Below are 15,952 nucleotides of genomic sequence, written 5' to 3' on the forward strand. Positions count from 1 at the left end.
CCCATTGCGGAAATTATACAATAGATGCCCAACAACGCACCCTATTGTAATTCGAAAAACATAGCATAAATCCTAGAAGAGAGACAGCTGATTCGCATCAGGCATGCCTTCCAAACAACCTAATGAGTCCATATACTCGACAATCGTCTTCGAAACTCGACCGCGCTGTTGGAAGTCTTCTTTCGAAAGAAACTCTCCGTCTTTCCTTGCTTCAACAATTGAATTCGCAACGTTCGTCCCAAGAGATGGAACTGAATTGAATGGCGGAATCAGTGCATTGCCTTCAATAAGGAATGTTGTTGCGTCGGATTTATACAAATCTGGTCTTTCCAATGAAATACCTCGTTCCCACATTTCCAGCGCAATTTCAAGTACGGTGAGCAAGCTCTTTTCTTTCGGCGTTGCATCCAGCCCTTTTGCATTAATTTCTTTAACTTGCGCCCGGATCGACGCCGATCCCTTCGTCATGGTCAGTAGATCAAAGTCCGTTGCCCGTATTGTGAAGTATGTTGCATAGTACAAAATTGGGTGATGCACTTTGAAGTAGGCGATGCGCAGCGCCATCAATACATAGGCAGCTGCGTGCGCTTTCGGGAACATGTATTTAATCTTTTTACACGATTCGATATACCAGTTAGGCACGCTTTGAGCTTTCATTTCCGCTTCAAACTCCGGTGTCAATCCACGGCCTTTACGGACAAATTCCATAATCTGAAATGCCATCGACGGATCTAATCCTTGATAGATTAAATACACCATAATATCATCACGACAACCGATAACATCTTTCAGTTCACATGTTTTGTTTTGGATCAATTCCTGTGCATTGCCGAGCCAAACGTCCGTACCATGAGATAATCCGGAAATTTGAATTAGTTCCGAAAACGTCGACGGCTTCGTCTCTTCAAGCATCTGCCGAACGAATCTTGTCCCAAACTCAGGTACACCGAGCGTCCCCGTCTTACAACCGATTTGCTCCGGGGTGACCCCGAGCGAAGTTGTACCGCTGAATAATTCCATAACCCCTTTATCATCTGGTGGAATCGTCAGTGGATCAATTCCCGATAAATCCTGCAACATTTTAATCATCGTCGGATCATCATGACCGAGAATATCGAGTTTCAACAAGTTATTGTCAATGGAATGGAAGTCAAAATGAGTCGTCTTCCAGCTCGAATTCAAATCATTCGCCGGAAATTGAATGGGTGTGAAATCGAATATATCCATATCATCGGGAACAACGATTATTCCGCCGGGATGCTGCCCTGTATTCCGTTTAACACCAGAACAGCCTTGTACAAGGCGATCAATTTCAGCGCCGCGGAAGTTCAAATTATTATCATTCATATAACCGCGTACATAGCCGTAAGCCGTCTTCTCAGCGACAGTCCCTATCGTCCCCGCACGGTAAACAAAATCTTCACCGAACAGTTCCTTGGTATAATTATGGGCATGCGCTTGATAATCGCCACTGAAGTTAAGGTCAATATCCGGAACTTTATCCCCATTAAATCCAAGGAAAGTCTCAAACGGGATATCCTGACCATCCTTTTTGAAAGGTGTTTCGCATGTTGGGCACATTTTGTCTGGAAGATCGTAGCCAGAACTGACGGATCCATCATCGAAAAACTCGGACTTCTTGCAGGTCGGGCAAATGTAATGTGGCGGCATCGGATTTACTTCAGTGATTTCCATCATTGTAGCGACAAGCGATGAGCCGACCGACCCCCGAGACCCAACAAGATACCCCTCATCCAGCGATTTCTTCACAAGCTTGTGTGAGATGAGGTAGATAACCGCAAAGCCGTGGCCGATAATCGATTTCAATTCTTTTTCAATACGCGCTTCGATGTTTTCCGGCAATTGCTCACCATATATTCCGTGTGCCATCGAATAAGTCAATTCACGTACTTCTTCGTCCGCACCTTCGATTGTCGGAGTATAAAGATCATCTTTGATTGGTTTTACGTTCCCTATTCTAGCTAAAATTGCATGCGGGTTATCTATAACTATTTCTTCCGCAACTTCTTGACCTAGAAACGCGAATTCCTCCAGCATTTCATCCGTCGTTCGGAATTGAACTGCCGGCAGAGAATGCCTGTTCATCGGATTGGCCCCACCTTGTGATCTGACAAGTACTTGGCGGAATACCGCATCCGTTTCATCAATGTAATGGACATTTCCTGTTGCACAAACCGGTAGACCAACCTTTTTCCCAAGCTTAATCAGTTTGCGCATAATGTCTTCCATATTCCACTCATCGCGAATCAATTCAAGTTCAAGCAGATGTGAATAAACCGGTTTCGGATGTACTTCCAAGTAATCGTAAAACTTCGCAATCTCCTCTACCTCTTCCATCGGTTTCTGCATAAGCCCCTCGAACACTTCACCTTTATCACACCCAGAGCCGACAAGCAGCCCTTTGCGGTATTTAACAAGCAATGAACGTGGTATACGCGGAATACGATAAAAATAATTCATATGTGAGTAAGAAACGAGTTTAAACAAGTTTTTCAATCCTTCATCATCGACCGCTAAAAGTGTACAATGCGATGGGCGAGACCGTTTGTAGACGTCTCCTTCACCAATATGGCGGTTAAAGTCATCCAAGTATTCGATGCCTTTTCCTTCCGCATCTTTTAACAAACGAAGGAACAAATGCGCAGTCGCTTCAGTATCATAGATTGCTCGGTGAGCCTGAGTCAGTTCAATTCCGAACTTTTTCGCCAGCGTGCCTAGCCTGTGATTCCCCATTTCTGGATAAAGGAAGCGGGCCAATTCGAGCGTATCGATGACTGGATAGGCCGCGGCTTCCAAGTCCGCCTTTTTACATGCTTGATAAAAGAAGCCCATATCGAATTTCGCATTATGTGCCACAAGAATCGAATCGCCAATAAATTCGATGAAATCTTTCGTGACATCCTCGATTTCCGGTGCATCTTTCACCATATCATCGGTAATTCCCGTTAGCCTGGTCGTTGTAGAAGATAACGGATGATGCGGATTTGAGAACCTTTCGAACGTCTCAATAATCTCACCATTTTTCACTCTGACCGCAGCCAGCTCGATGATTCTGTCATACACCGCTGAAAGCCCTGTCGTCTCAACGTCAAATACAACAAATGAATCATTTTCCAGTTTTCTATGCTGTTCATCAAAAACGATTGGCACTCCGTCATCCACTAAATTTGCTTCTAGTCCAAAAATGACTTTCACACCATGTTTTTTCCCAGCGTTATATGCCTCTGGAAATGATTGAACGTTCGCGTGATCTGTAATTGCGATTGCGGGGTGTCCCCATTTCGCTGCTTGTTCAACAAGTGCAGATGCAGATACAACGGCATCCATCTGACTCATCGTCGTGTGTGCATGCAGTTCAATCCTTTTCCTGTCCTTCGGCGCCTTGTCGTGCCGGATAATAGGTGACACTTCCATAACGTCTTGGGCCATCATAATGAGATCGCGTACGAACGTATCATTTTGGATACCGCCGCGGGCTCGAATCCATGTCCCTTTTTTCAGCGCCTTCATCATTTCCGCATCTTCGTTATCACGCGAGAACATTTTAACAAGAATTGAATCCGTGTAATCTGTTACTTTAATCGTTAATAGTGAGCGTCCACTCCGAAGTTCCCGAACATCCGTGTCAAATACATAACCTTCTATCGTCACGCGACGTTCTTCGTCCTGAATTTGCTGAATTTCGAGCATAGGCTCATCTGGTTTAATTGGCGTTCCGAGACGGAATGGTCCAGATACAGCGCCACTTTCTTTCTGGGACGTTTCCCTTAGTTTTAAATCCTCAAGCGCTTTTTTACCATACGCTTCCTCTTCCGCTAGCCGTTGCGCCATAAACGCTTCACGGGCAGCTTCCGCCCCGCTATCTTCCTCTGCCAATTTGAAATCGACAACAGGCCGCGGAAAACCGAATGATGTATAAACATCCGTGATGAGTTCAGCATATTTGCCTTTCATCATTTGTAGTTCCAAATCACTTGTACAAGAAAGAGTCATTTTCCCACCCGTCATGACAGGCTTTTGTCCACTAAGACGTTCCCTGATTGGCGGGGACATATCACTCAACTCTTCGATGATAAACGGCCAATAATCCGTTAGTAATTGCCCATCTACTTCCTGGTTTTTGGATGTAATATGAAGCTTCACCGTTGCAATGGCTGCAAATGTTTTATTCACACGTTGCGAAAATATTGTATACACATCTGCCGGTAATGGCTTTTCGAGCGTTAAATTAAATTGCCACACCCTCGATTTCCGATGAATGTTCACACGGTTAAGTTCCGCATGTTCAAAGTGAATGGCATATTGATCATCCGTCATCTCGATTTGCTGCAGCAAGATATATAATTTATTTATAGCGTCCATAAGTCTCTCCAATCCTTCATCAGCGAAAAACGCAAGGCGCCAAAAGGAACGCAGCTTAAGTGCACCACTTCCTGTGGCAACAGCTGCATGACCTACATCCTGTAGGCCCGCGACAGGCATAAGTCTATCCAGGGGAAGGCAGTCTAAGAGCGCGACTTCCTGTCGCAACGACTGCATACCTGCATCCTTGCAGGTACGACGTGGCGCTCTTTGCCACATAGCTGGATTGCTTATGACCCGAGCGGCTGGCGCCTGGAGTTAGACACTGTTCTAGGTCAAAAAACGTATTCTTTCTTATTCTTCCGAAAAAGAAGGGAAGTACCGACATGCGGCCTTCCCTTCTTGATAGTTATTCAGCTGTGAAAAATGCTTGTAACTTTTCAGTTAACTCTTCTTTTTGCCATTCAGCCGTTTCTCCGGTTTGTCTGAATTTAATTTCGACAATTCCTTCAGAAGCTTTTTTTCCGACTGTAATTCGAACTGGCAAGCCAATTAAATCCGAATCGGCGAATTTAACGCCTGCTCGTTCAGGACGGTCATCATAGAGTACATCGTATCTATACGATTTTAGAACACTATATAATTCTTCAGCCAATTCTTTTTGACTTTCATCCTTAAGATTAACAGCAATAAGATGGACATCAAATGGTGCAATCTTCTTCGGCCATTTCAAGCCGTACTCATCGTTGAACTGTTCTGCGACAGCTGCAAGTATACGTGAAACGCCAATGCCATAACAGCCCATGATGTATGGTTTCGATCTGCCATTTTCATCAAGGAATGTTCCGCCCATTGGTTCACTATACGTCGTACCTAATTTGAATACATGTCCAAGTTCAATGCCTCTAGCGAACTTAATCGTACCGTTGCCATCCGGAGATGCGTCTCCTTCAATGATGAATCGAAGATCTTCATAACGATCCACAGCAAAATCACGTTCTGGATTGACATTCGTCAAATGGAAACCATCTTCATTCGCTCCGCATACACCGTTTACGATTGAAGCGATTGAGTGGTCTGCAATTACTTTGAGATCCAGAGGAAGTTTAACAGGCCCAATTGAACCAACCCCACAAGACAGAAGCGCAGTAACATCAACTTCAGCAGCGAATTCAACTTCAGATGCCCCTAGTACATTTTTCAGTTTAATATCATTGATTTCATGGTCACCACGACAAAGCACTGCAATTAGCTCGTCATCTGCTTTGAAGATTAGCGTCTTAATAAGACGAGTCGCATCGACATTCAGGAATGAAGCGACTTCGCTGATTGTTTTTTGATCAGGCGTTGCGACTTTCTCAACTTCCTGTAACGCTTCATCCAGTTTTTCATAGTCCACATTCACTTCGGCCATTTCAATATTAGCAGCATATGACGAAGAGTCGCTATACGCGATTGTGTCTTCACCAATGTCAGATAGCGCCATGAATTCATGCGTATCTGTACCACCGATTGAACCACCATCTGCCATAACCGCACGGAAATCAAGTCCAAGTCTCGTAAAGATATTCGAATAGGCTTGCATCATTTCCTGGTATTTCTCATCAAGGCTTTCTTCCGTCGCATGGAATGAATACGCGTCTTTCATGATGAATTCGCGTCCTCGAAGAAGTCCGAAACGTGGACGCTGTTCATCCCTGAATTTGGTCTGGATTTGGTACATCGTCAACGGTAACTTCTTATACGATTTAACTTCATCACGGACAAGTGAAGTGATTACTTCTTCATGAGTCGCACCAAGAGCGAATTCCCTTTTATGCCTATCAGTCATTCTGAATAGCTCAGGACCATACGAGTACCATCTTCCGGTTTCCTGCCATAGTTCTGCTTGTTGCATAGCAGGCATAAATACCTCTACCGCTTCGATTGCTTCCATTTCTTCACGGATAATTGTCTCGACTTTTTGAAGTACTTTTTTTCCTAAAGGTAGGAATGAATAAATTCCGCTTGTATTTTGTCGGATAAAACCTGCGCGCAAAAGTAATTGATGTGATTTTACATCGGCATCAGAAGGTACTTCACGCATTGTAGGTATGAATGTTCGCGATTGTTTCATCTATGTCCCCACCTTAAGTAATGTTTTTGGAAGTGTTGTTAAATTCTCTAGACTAAACGGCGCCTTGCGCTTTTTTTGTCCAGACTACAGACACCAGCCCCTCGAGCCGCTTCGGTCCTGGCGATAAAGGCAAAGAACGCCTTTACCGACAGGCTCTCCAGCGCTTGTCGGAGCTAAACGGCGCCTTGCGCTTTTCTTGTCCAGACTACAGACGCCAGCCCCTCGAGTCGCTTCGGTCCTGGCGATAAAGGCAAAGAACGCCTTTACCGACAGGCTCTCCAGCGCTTGTCGGAGCTAAACGGCGCCTTGCGCTTTTCTTTAAGAAAAGAAAAAGCGTTGTATATCATTCCAGGTTACAACAAGCATTAGCAACATCAGCAGAACAATTCCAACAAAATGGACCATTCCTTCTTTCTGCTTGTCAACTGGCTTACCTCGAATTGCTTCAAACAAGAAGAACAATAGCCTTCCGCCGTCAAGTGCTGGTAATGGCAACAAGTTCATAATCCCCAGGTTAATGCTTAAAATTGCAGCCCAGTTCATGAGACTATATATACCGCTCTTTGCCATCTCCCCAGTAGCTTGGTAAATACCTACCGGACCTGATAAGGCGTCGAATGACAATTGACCCGTTACGAGCATCCCAAGTAATTCGGCAATTCTTTTAAACCATACAATTGTTTCTTCCGCCCCATACTGAACTGCTTTTAAGGGACCTTTCACTACTGGGCTTGTATATTTCACGCCAATCTGACCGTATTCTGTCCCTTTTTCTTCGAGTGTCTTTGGTACAACATCCATTATCACTGAATCACCGTTACGATCCACTTCGAGTTGGAGCAATACACCGGGACTGTTTTGAATGATTGTAGCAAACTCCTGCCAAGTGCTGATGGGTTTACCATCGACCCCTGTAACGTAGTCTCCATCTTTCATCCCTGCAACCTGTGCTGGATCACCGCTTACTACGCTCGTAATAATCGGTTCATACGTCGGAACACCTTGTAACAATCCAATCGCAAGAAATATGAAAAACGCCAGGATAAAGTTAAATAATGGACCTGCAAAGATAGCCATTGCTCGACTGCCTAGAGATTTCGATTCGAATTGGCGATCATACGGAGCAATAAGCGTTTTCTGCCCCTTCTCATAGATAACCGCTTGTCTAGATATGTTGTAACGGACAAGCTGCCCCTCTTCATCATAACCTTCGATAAACAATTCCTTTTCCAAATCAGATGATTCTGTTTCAAGGAACAGAACGTCAGGATTCGCAACATTGCGGTTCAAATAAATTTTTTCAACTTCATTTGCAGTATTAATCAATAGACCTACACGATAACCAGCCAGTAATTCAACCGTATCAAAGTCTTCCCCTGCCATCCGAACATAACCACCAAGCGGCAGAAGTCGAACTGTATATAACGTTTCACCTTTTTGAATACCAATAATTTTAGGCCCAAATCCAATTGCGAATTCACGCACCATAATTCCAGCCTTTTTCGCAAACAAGAAATGTCCTAGTTCATGAAAAAAGACCAACGTACCGAATACGATTATAAACGAAATAACGGTTTCCATGAAAAACCACCTTCACTGACCTCTTAGGCCGTTTCTAAAAAACTCATTCTACCATAGCATACACCATTTTTCGAGTAAGCGAATCTGTTTCCAAAATCGCTTCAAGATTCGGAGTTGAAATTGTTCGATGCGCCTCCATTACCCGTTCAATGATATCTTCAATTTGTACAAATTGGATGCGCCCATTCATAAACAACGCTACAGCCACTTCATTTGCGGCATTCATAGCAGCTGGCATTGTACCACCTTCTCTACCTGCAGCATATGCAAGTCCCAGCGCCTTAAAGCGAACAAGATCCATTTTCTCGAAATGCAACATTCCAATTTCTTCAAGTCGAAGCGGTTTCGCGTTTTGCATTGGAATCCGATCAGGATAGGTCAAAGCGTATTGGATTGGCACCCGCATATCAGGTGAACCCAGTTGTGCCATGACACTAGTGTCTTCGAACTCAATCATCGAATGGATGATACTTTCTTCGTGAAGCAAGCAATCGATTTTATCATAAGGCATTCCAAAAAGATGATGCGCCTCAATCACTTCGAGTCCCTTGTTTAACATTGTCGCCGAGTCGATTGTTAATTTATTGCCCATCGACCAATTAGGATGCGCGAGAGCCTGTTCGAGCGTCACGTTGGAAAGTTCTGCTCGGGTAAGATCCCTGAAACTTCCGCCTGAAGCGGTCAAAATAAGTCTGGAAATACGTTTCGGATCTTCTCCGTTCAACGCTTGGAAAAGTGCTGAATGCTCACTGTCCACAGGTAAAATCGATACACCGTATTTACGGGCTTCACTCATGACGATATCCCCTGCTGCGACAAGTGTCTCCTTATTGGCAATTGCGATTGTTATCCCTGCGCGGATTGCTTCCAGTGTTGGTTTAAGTCCAACACTGCCGATGACTGCGTTAAGCAAAATATCAGCACCTGTGCGTGCCGCGACTTCAACAAGGCCCTCATCGCCATAAACAAATTCGATAGCCGGAAATTCCGTTTTCAGCATTTCGGCATCTTCACGTTTGATTACAGATACCATTCGCGGCTGATATGCGGAAGCAATTTTCCTTACACTATCGATATTCAAACCAGCCGAAAAAGATACGAGCTTAAATTTATCCGGGTTGGAACCAATGATGTCCAAAGTCTGTATACCGATTGAGCCTGTAGCCCCAAGTAGGCTTATTTTCTTTGTCATGTAAACACCCTTTCTCTTATCCTACAAAGTGTAGGAAATGAAGTAATGGCAATACAAAAAGGAGACTATCGAACCTGTCTAGGATCCCACCATGGCCCGGCAGGAGCTTTCCTGAATCCTTAACTTCATAATGCCTTTTTAATGCCGATTCGACAAGATCGCCCAACTGCCCGACAATCGATGCAATAATCGTCACAACAATAAGTATGATATATGTAGAAGCAATTGGGAAGATGATTTGGAAGATGCAAGCAAAAACAACTGCTGACATTACACCGCCTACAAAACCTTCGACTGTCTTATTTGGAGATATTTCCGGCCACAGTTTGCGCTTGCCAATTTTCCTGCCTATGAAATAAGCACCAGAATCGGTCGTCCAGATTACCAGCAAAGCATACACGACGTATTCGATTCCAAACAATCTCGTTTCAATCAAATAATAAAATCCGATTCCGACATACAATGCTGCCAAAACAGAAAAAGCGGCATGGTCGAACGTAAATCGATTTTTAACAACAACTGTATAAATCAATAGCATAAGGACAAGAGCGAATGTCATTTCTATTTTTGTATAACCAACCATTTCGTAGATGTTACCGCTCCACCTGGCAGGCATAAGTAAAATTGCAAGCGCTATCCATGTCAAAATACCTTCGATTGAAAATAGTTGGATGTCCCTCATTCGTAATAGTTCATATAACCCAATTGTTGCAATTGCATAAACTGCAATCGTGAAGGTCATCCCACCTATTACAACTAGCGGAACGAAAAAGATAAGCGCAACGATTGCCGTTAATATCCTTTGTTTCAAACGTCCCCATTCCCTTCTACACTTCCAAAACGTCTATTTCGCATTTGGAATTCTTCGATCGCATTCAGCATGCATATTTCATCAAAATCTGGCCACAACACGTCTGTGAAAGAAAACTCGGCATATGCGAGCTGCCACAGCATGAAATTGGACAACCTGACTTCACCGCTTGTGCGGATCAGTAAATCCGGTTCCGGTAAATGAGCGGTCATTAAATGAGATCCAATGAGTGACTCATTAATATCCTCAGGATTAATTGAACCGTCGGCTACCAGTGCTGCAATTTCTTTGACGGATTCGACAAGTTCTAGCCTACTACCGTAATTCATTGCAAAGTTCAATGTTAAACCGTCATTGTGCTTTGTTTCATCCATTGCTTTACTAATTGCTTTTTTCGTATGATCTGGCAACATTTCAAAATTTCCAATCATTTCCACTTTTACATTCTGCTCGATTAGCTCGGGGAGATAAGTGCTAAGAAACTCTCCAGGAAGTTTCATCAGGAAATCTATTTCGAGTTTCGGGCGTTTCCAATTTTCCGTAGAGAATGCGTAAAGTGTAAGCACTTTTACACCAAGATCATTTGCGATGCGCGTTATTTTACGAACCTTTTTCATACCTTCATGGTGACCTGCTATTCTGGGTAAATTACGTTGTTTCGCCCATCTGCCGTTGCCGTCCATAATAATCGCCACATGAGCAGGGATATTCCTGCTTTTAGCAGTTGCAATTCGGTCCGTAATTGAACTAGCCGCCACCACAATTTTTTTCCCAAAAAGTTTTTCTAGCATGTCGTTTCCTCCACTCAGCTACTATCAGAGCAAGTACATACTCTATCGTAACAAATTAGACGGTTAATTTCATTTTTAATTGCAGTTAAAAGAAAAAGACGTCCTGAAATAAGGACGTCTCGAAATATAGAAAGTTCTTCTATCAGATTTCCATTATTTCATTTTCTTTAACTTTTGCAATTTCATCGATTCTCACGATTTGCGAATCCGTCAACTTTTGGATTTCCTCACCATAGCGGCGTAGCTCATCCTCAGTAATATCGCTACTTTTTTCGAGTTTCTTGAAATCTTCATTCGCATCACGACGTACATTGCGAATCCCAATTTTCGCTTCTTCTGCTTCTTTTTTCACAGATTTCACAAGCTCTTTACGACGATCTTCTGTCAATGCTGGAACAGCAAGGCGGATGACGCTACCGTCATTCGAAGGTGTAATTCCGATATCCGATTTCATGATTGCCTTTTCAATATCGGCAAGTATTGTTTTGTCATATGGTTGAATGACAAGTAGACGCGCCTCAGGTACTGAAATACCAGCCATCTGTGATATCGGAGTAGGAGCGCCGTAATACTCAATAGTTAATCTGTCCAGCATTGCAGCACTTGCACGTCCTGCACGAATAGACGCTAGTTCTCTCGTATATCCACCAATTGCTTTTTCCATACGATCTTTAGCTTGATCCATTACTTCGTTAGCCATTACAAATTCCTCCTGACGACCGTCCCAATCGATTCACCTAGGACAGCTCTTTTAATATTTCCATTTTCCATAATAGAGAATACTACGAGTGGGATATCGTTGTCCATACATAGAGTTGAAGCAGTAGAATCCATTACTTCAAGCCCTTGATTGATGACATCCAAAAACGATAGTTCTAAGTATTTGACTGCATTCTTATCTTTAGCTGGGTCAGCTGAATAAACGCCGTCCACATTATTTTTCGCCATAAGAATGACATCCGCTTCAATTTCAGCTGCACGGAGTGCTGCTGTCGTATCAGTTGAGAAATATGGATTTCCCGTACCTGCTGCGAAAATGACGACCCGTTTCTTTTCAAGATGGCGGATTGCTTTGCGGCGTATGTATGGTTCCGCAACTTGCCTCATTTCAATTGATGAAGAGACGCGGGTTTCAACGCCGATTTTTTCAAGTGAATCTTGTAGAGCAAGGGAATTCATGACCGTAGCAAGCATGCCCATGTAATCTGCTGTCGCACGATCCATTCCCATTTCACTGCCTACTTTACCACGCCAAATATTTCCGCCTCCGACAACAACGGCAACTTCGACATCGAGGTCAACAACTTCTTTCACTTGTTCTGCAACGTTTTTAATAACCTCTGGCGAAAGACCGAAACCTTGATCGCCAGCAAGTGCTTCACCGCTTAATTTCAAGACGATACGTTTATATTTTGGGTTGCTCATTTGTATCCTCCATCTATTCTTTATTCTTGAAAAATGGGGAACACACGCATGTGTTCCCCATTTGTTAGTCTATAACGGCTCAGTTACCTTTAACTTGACTCATAACTTCGTCTGCGAAGTTATCTTCAGGTTTTTCAATTCCTTCACCAACTGCATAACGGATAAATTCTTTCAATGTGCCACCAGTTGACTTCACGAAGTCTCCAACTTTTTGATCAGAGTTTTTAACAAACGCCTGGTCAAGTACACAAATATCTTCGAAGTATTTACCGATACGGCCTTCAACCATTTTCGCAACGATGTTTTCTGGTTTACCTTCGTTAAGTGCTTGTTCTGTAAGGATTTTACGTTCGTGCTCAACTTCTTCAGCAGAAACTTGGTCACGTGAAACGTATTTCGGATTCAATGCTGCAATGTGCATTGCAACGTCTTTTGCTGCATCTGAATCTGTCGAACCTTCAACAATAGTAAGGACACTGATTCGTCCACCCATGTGCAAGTATGGACCGAATGCATCGTTATCCGTTTTCGTACGGATTTCATAACGACGAAGTGTGATCTTTTCACCGATTTTAGCAACGGTATTTGAAATATGATCCGCTACTGATAATCCGTTTGGCAATATAGATGCAACTGCTTCTTCGACTGTAGCAGGTTTTGTAGCAAGAAGATGTACAGAAAGGTCGCTAACAAGCGTTTGGAAACCTTCATTTTTAGCCACAAAATCAGTTTCTGCGTTCACTTCAATAATAATTGCTTCGTTACCGTCAACGTAAATAGACGTTGTACCGTCTGCAGCAATACGATCCGCTTTCTTAGCAGAACTAGAAAGACCTTTTTCACGTAGGAAATCAATTGCAGCTTCCATATCACCGTTTGTTTCTGTTAACGCTTTTTTACAATCCATCATACCTGTACCTGTTTTTTCTCGTAATTCCTTAACCATTTGTGCTGTAATCTTCATTTTCTATTCCTCCTATATTAAGCCATCGATTCCGAAAAAAGACGATAAGGGTATAAGCCGCTTATCGTCTTTTCATTTACTGGATTTACTCTGCAGCTACAGTTTCTTCTTGAGTCGCTTCTTCGTCTTCGCCTTGTCTTGATTCAAGCAAAGCATCAGCCATTTTGCTAGTCAATAGACGTACTGCGCGAATTGCATCATCATTCGCAGGAATGATGTAATCAATTTCGTCTGGATCACAGTTCGTGTCAACGATTCCAACTAGTGGAATATTCAATTTGATTGCTTCAGCAACCGCGATGCGTTCTTTGCGTGGGTCAACAACGAACATAACATCCGGAATTGCTTTCATATCACGGATTCCGCCAAGGAATTTAACAAGACGTTCGTGTTGTTTCTTAAGTTGTCCAACTTCTTTTTTAGGAAGTACGTCAAATGTACCGTCTTCTTCCATTTTCTCGATTTGTTTCATACGTGCAACACGTTTTTGGATTGTGCCAAAGTTCGTAAGTGTTCCACCAAGCCAGCGTTGGTTAATATAATACATTCCAGCGCGTTCAGCTTCTTCTTTAATTGCATCTTGTGCTTGTTTTTTAGTACCGACGAATAGAACTTTACCGCCATCAGCACCAACTTGACGCATGAATGCGTAAGCTTCTTCAAGTTTCTTCACCGTTTTTTGAAGATCGATGATGTAGATTCCGTTACGTTCCACGAAGATGAATTTCTTCATTTTCGGGTTCCAGCGGCGTGTTTGGTGACCGAAGTGTACTCCGGCTTCAAGCAGTTGTTTCATTGAGATAACTGACATTTTTTATTCCTCCTGTTTTGGTTTAATTCCCTCCGTGTACCTCATCCGCCAAAACGACCTTTCGGCACCATTCCTGACGTCCGTCCACGTGTGTAGTAATACCATTCGATAATATACCATATGATTATCTTTATTGCAACCTACTTCACCTAAATTTCAAGATTAACTCTATCTCTGTGCGTCCCTTGCCTAGTTGCTTAGCAATTTCTTCTATGGACTGTCCCGCGTCATGCAGTCTATTCACCTGTGTTCGTTCATCCCCGGCTTCTACTGGTGCAACAGCCTCCTCTGGGACCTGAGCTGCAGCCTTATAAGACTTGAGAGCAAGATTAACTGGCATCGTAGGTATGCTGGCACGCATGACGGGCCGGACTTCTTCTGATGTCGCGGATTCTTGTGCAGCACGTACTATTGTTTTTTTGAGAGTAGGTTGTTTATCATGGACTGTAAGCTGTTCAATTAAGCGATCGTTCTCGTCTTTCAACTCTGATAAGTATGCGCCAATCGAATTGTCCATTTCAGCCATAAGCTTGCGCTGTTTTTTTTCAAGATCATCAAACTTTGTAACTTTAGTGTAAAGCAAAGCTAGGAAGTAAAAACTTATTATTTGTATGATGAATAAAAACACTAAGAAAATCGTTATCATCGTCATTAGCCTGTAAAGTCGACAAACGCACCTTTGTATGGGTGTACCGTCTTCTTTTCCTCTTCGTTTTGTTGTGGATCTCCGTCCTGAAGCTGACTTTGTTCCTGTCGAAGTCCATCCGAATCCGTCTTCGCTGCCTCTTCCGATTTCAATACAGTTTCTTTACCTTTTAATGCTTGCCGTTCCATAAGAGAATTAGCATGGTCTAGGTTTAATTGGGTTTGTTGGTGCTTTTGTTCAGCGATTTTCCCCGCATCGAAAGTCTTGGGTATGGCAATTTGCAGTTCAATCCCTTTCAGACTCATAAAATCCCTCCATCAACAATTTCAGCTGCTAATAGTTTGCGTAGTTTGAACAACGCCTTGGAGTGAATTTGAGAAATCCGCGACGTAGATAAACCCAAAATTTCTCCGATTTCTGTAAGAGTCATTTCTTCTGTATAAAAAAAGCTCAATACAAGCTGTTCATTTTTATTTAGTTCTTTAATTTTAGTGATCAAGTCACCAATCAATTCGGTCATCATTGTCTTCTGCTCAGGTGTTCTTGTACCCTCGTCCTTTATGACAAACGACTTTTGTCCTTCATCGTCATCATCATTGATTTTCTCATCAATCGAAAGAACGTTGGAAAAGTAATGTTCATGGACAGTCTGATAAACCTGATTTACACTTATCCCCATATGTTCAGCAATTTCTTCCGGTGTCGCATGACGTTGCAACTTCTGTTCAAGCTTCATAATTTCTTCTTCTTGTTTTTTAGATTTCTCCCTTGAAGAACGCGGCAACCAATCTTCTTTTCTCAAACCATCGATAATTGTGCCCCGGATACGAAAAGATGCATACGTATCAAATTTCAAATCCCTGCCCGGATCGAATTTCGTCAACGCGTCAAATAGACCGTGAAGCCCAAGACTCATTATGTCGTCTCGAGACACATTACGTGGCAGTCCAGAGCTAATCCGTTGCACATGATAGCTAACAAGTGGCGTGTATTTACGGACAAGTACGTCTCCTGCTTCGGGATCACGATTATGAATCCACAGGTCCCAACATACATCTTCCTCCATTAAACCCTGTTTCGACATCGAATCCCTCGCTTTCCATGCTGATTCCGTCATAGTTACTTATATTATAGCAAAGAAACGTAAGAAAAGCGCAAGGCGTCTAAAAGGAACGCAGCTTAAGTACGCCGCGTCCTGCGGCAATAAGAAGGGATACAGTTCAATCCCTACCCGCTACGTGAACCACATCCTGTGGGCCTCTGAGCGGCTGGCGCCTGGAGTCTAGACACCG

The 15,952-nt window shown here is 43.1% G+C and carries 13 protein-coding genes; all 13 read right to left on the bottom strand.

The window, feature by feature from the left end:
- Positions 1-72: 72 nt before the first annotated feature.
- Positions 73-4,383: a PolC-type DNA polymerase III gene (locus H2672_RS10180; RefSeq protein ID WP_186671336.1), complete on the bottom strand. Its 4,311-nt coding sequence runs from the start codon at positions 4,381-4,383 to the stop codon at positions 73-75.
- A 349-nt stretch (positions 4,384-4,732) separates the two neighbouring features.
- Positions 4,733-6,439, bottom strand: coding sequence for a proline--tRNA ligase (locus tag H2672_RS10185; protein WP_186671210.1), 1,707 nt, complete (start codon positions 6,437-6,439; stop codon positions 4,733-4,735).
- Between the two features lie 318 nt (positions 6,440-6,757).
- Positions 6,758-8,020 carry an RIP metalloprotease RseP gene (gene rseP, locus H2672_RS10190; RefSeq protein ID WP_186671211.1) on the bottom strand — a complete coding sequence of 421 codons (1,263 nt, stop codon included), beginning with the start codon at positions 8,018-8,020 and terminating at the stop codon, positions 6,758-6,760.
- A gap of 43 nt (positions 8,021-8,063) precedes the next feature.
- Positions 8,064-9,212: a 1-deoxy-D-xylulose-5-phosphate reductoisomerase gene (locus H2672_RS10195; protein ID WP_186671212.1), complete on the bottom strand. Its 1,149-nt coding sequence runs from the start codon at positions 9,210-9,212 to the stop codon at positions 8,064-8,066.
- Positions 9,213-9,228: 16 nt separating this feature from the next.
- Positions 9,229-10,023, bottom strand: a complete 795-nt coding sequence (locus H2672_RS10200; protein WP_186671213.1) for a phosphatidate cytidylyltransferase — start codon at positions 10,021-10,023, stop codon at positions 9,229-9,231.
- Positions 10,020-10,814: an undecaprenyl pyrophosphate synthase gene (locus tag H2672_RS10205; protein ID WP_186671214.1), complete on the bottom strand. Its 795-nt coding sequence runs from the start codon at positions 10,812-10,814 to the stop codon at positions 10,020-10,022. Before H2672_RS10205 ends, H2672_RS10200 begins: the two co-directional genes overlap by 4 nt.
- 142 nt (positions 10,815-10,956) lie before the next feature.
- A complete protein-coding gene (gene frr / locus H2672_RS10210; protein ID WP_186671215.1) occupies positions 10,957-11,514 on the bottom strand; it encodes a ribosome recycling factor in 558 nt (185 codons plus the stop codon).
- Positions 11,514-12,239 (bottom strand): UMP kinase, encoded by a 726-nt coding sequence (gene pyrH, locus H2672_RS10215; protein ID WP_186671216.1) that lies wholly within the window; start codon positions 12,237-12,239, stop codon positions 11,514-11,516. Before pyrH ends, frr begins: the two co-directional genes overlap by 1 nt.
- A 79-nt stretch (positions 12,240-12,318) precedes the next feature.
- Positions 12,319-13,203, bottom strand: a complete 885-nt coding sequence (tsf, locus tag H2672_RS10220; protein ID WP_186671217.1) for a translation elongation factor Ts — start codon at positions 13,201-13,203, stop codon at positions 12,319-12,321.
- Positions 13,204-13,288: 85 nt separating this feature from the next.
- Positions 13,289-14,014, bottom strand: a complete 726-nt coding sequence (rpsB, locus tag H2672_RS10225; RefSeq protein ID WP_067211184.1) for a 30S ribosomal protein S2 — start codon at positions 14,012-14,014, stop codon at positions 13,289-13,291.
- Between the two features lie 145 nt (positions 14,015-14,159).
- Positions 14,160-14,660, bottom strand: a complete 501-nt coding sequence (locus tag H2672_RS10230; RefSeq protein WP_186671218.1) for a DUF6115 domain-containing protein — start codon at positions 14,658-14,660, stop codon at positions 14,160-14,162.
- A 5-nt stretch (positions 14,661-14,665) separates the two neighbouring features.
- Entirely contained in the window at positions 14,666-14,965 is a 300-nt protein-coding gene (locus H2672_RS10235) for an RNA polymerase subunit sigma (protein ID WP_186671219.1), read from the bottom strand.
- On the bottom strand, positions 14,962-15,744 hold the full coding sequence (locus tag H2672_RS10240; protein ID WP_186671220.1) for a FliA/WhiG family RNA polymerase sigma factor: 783 nt from the start codon (positions 15,742-15,744) through the stop codon (positions 14,962-14,964). Before H2672_RS10240 ends, H2672_RS10235 begins: the two co-directional genes overlap by 4 nt.
- Positions 15,745-15,952 lie beyond the last annotated feature (208 nt).

The sequence above is a fragment of the Sporosarcina sp. BP05 genome (assembly GCF_014282005.1).
GTDB lineage: Bacteria > Bacillota > Bacilli > Bacillales_A > Planococcaceae > Sporosarcina.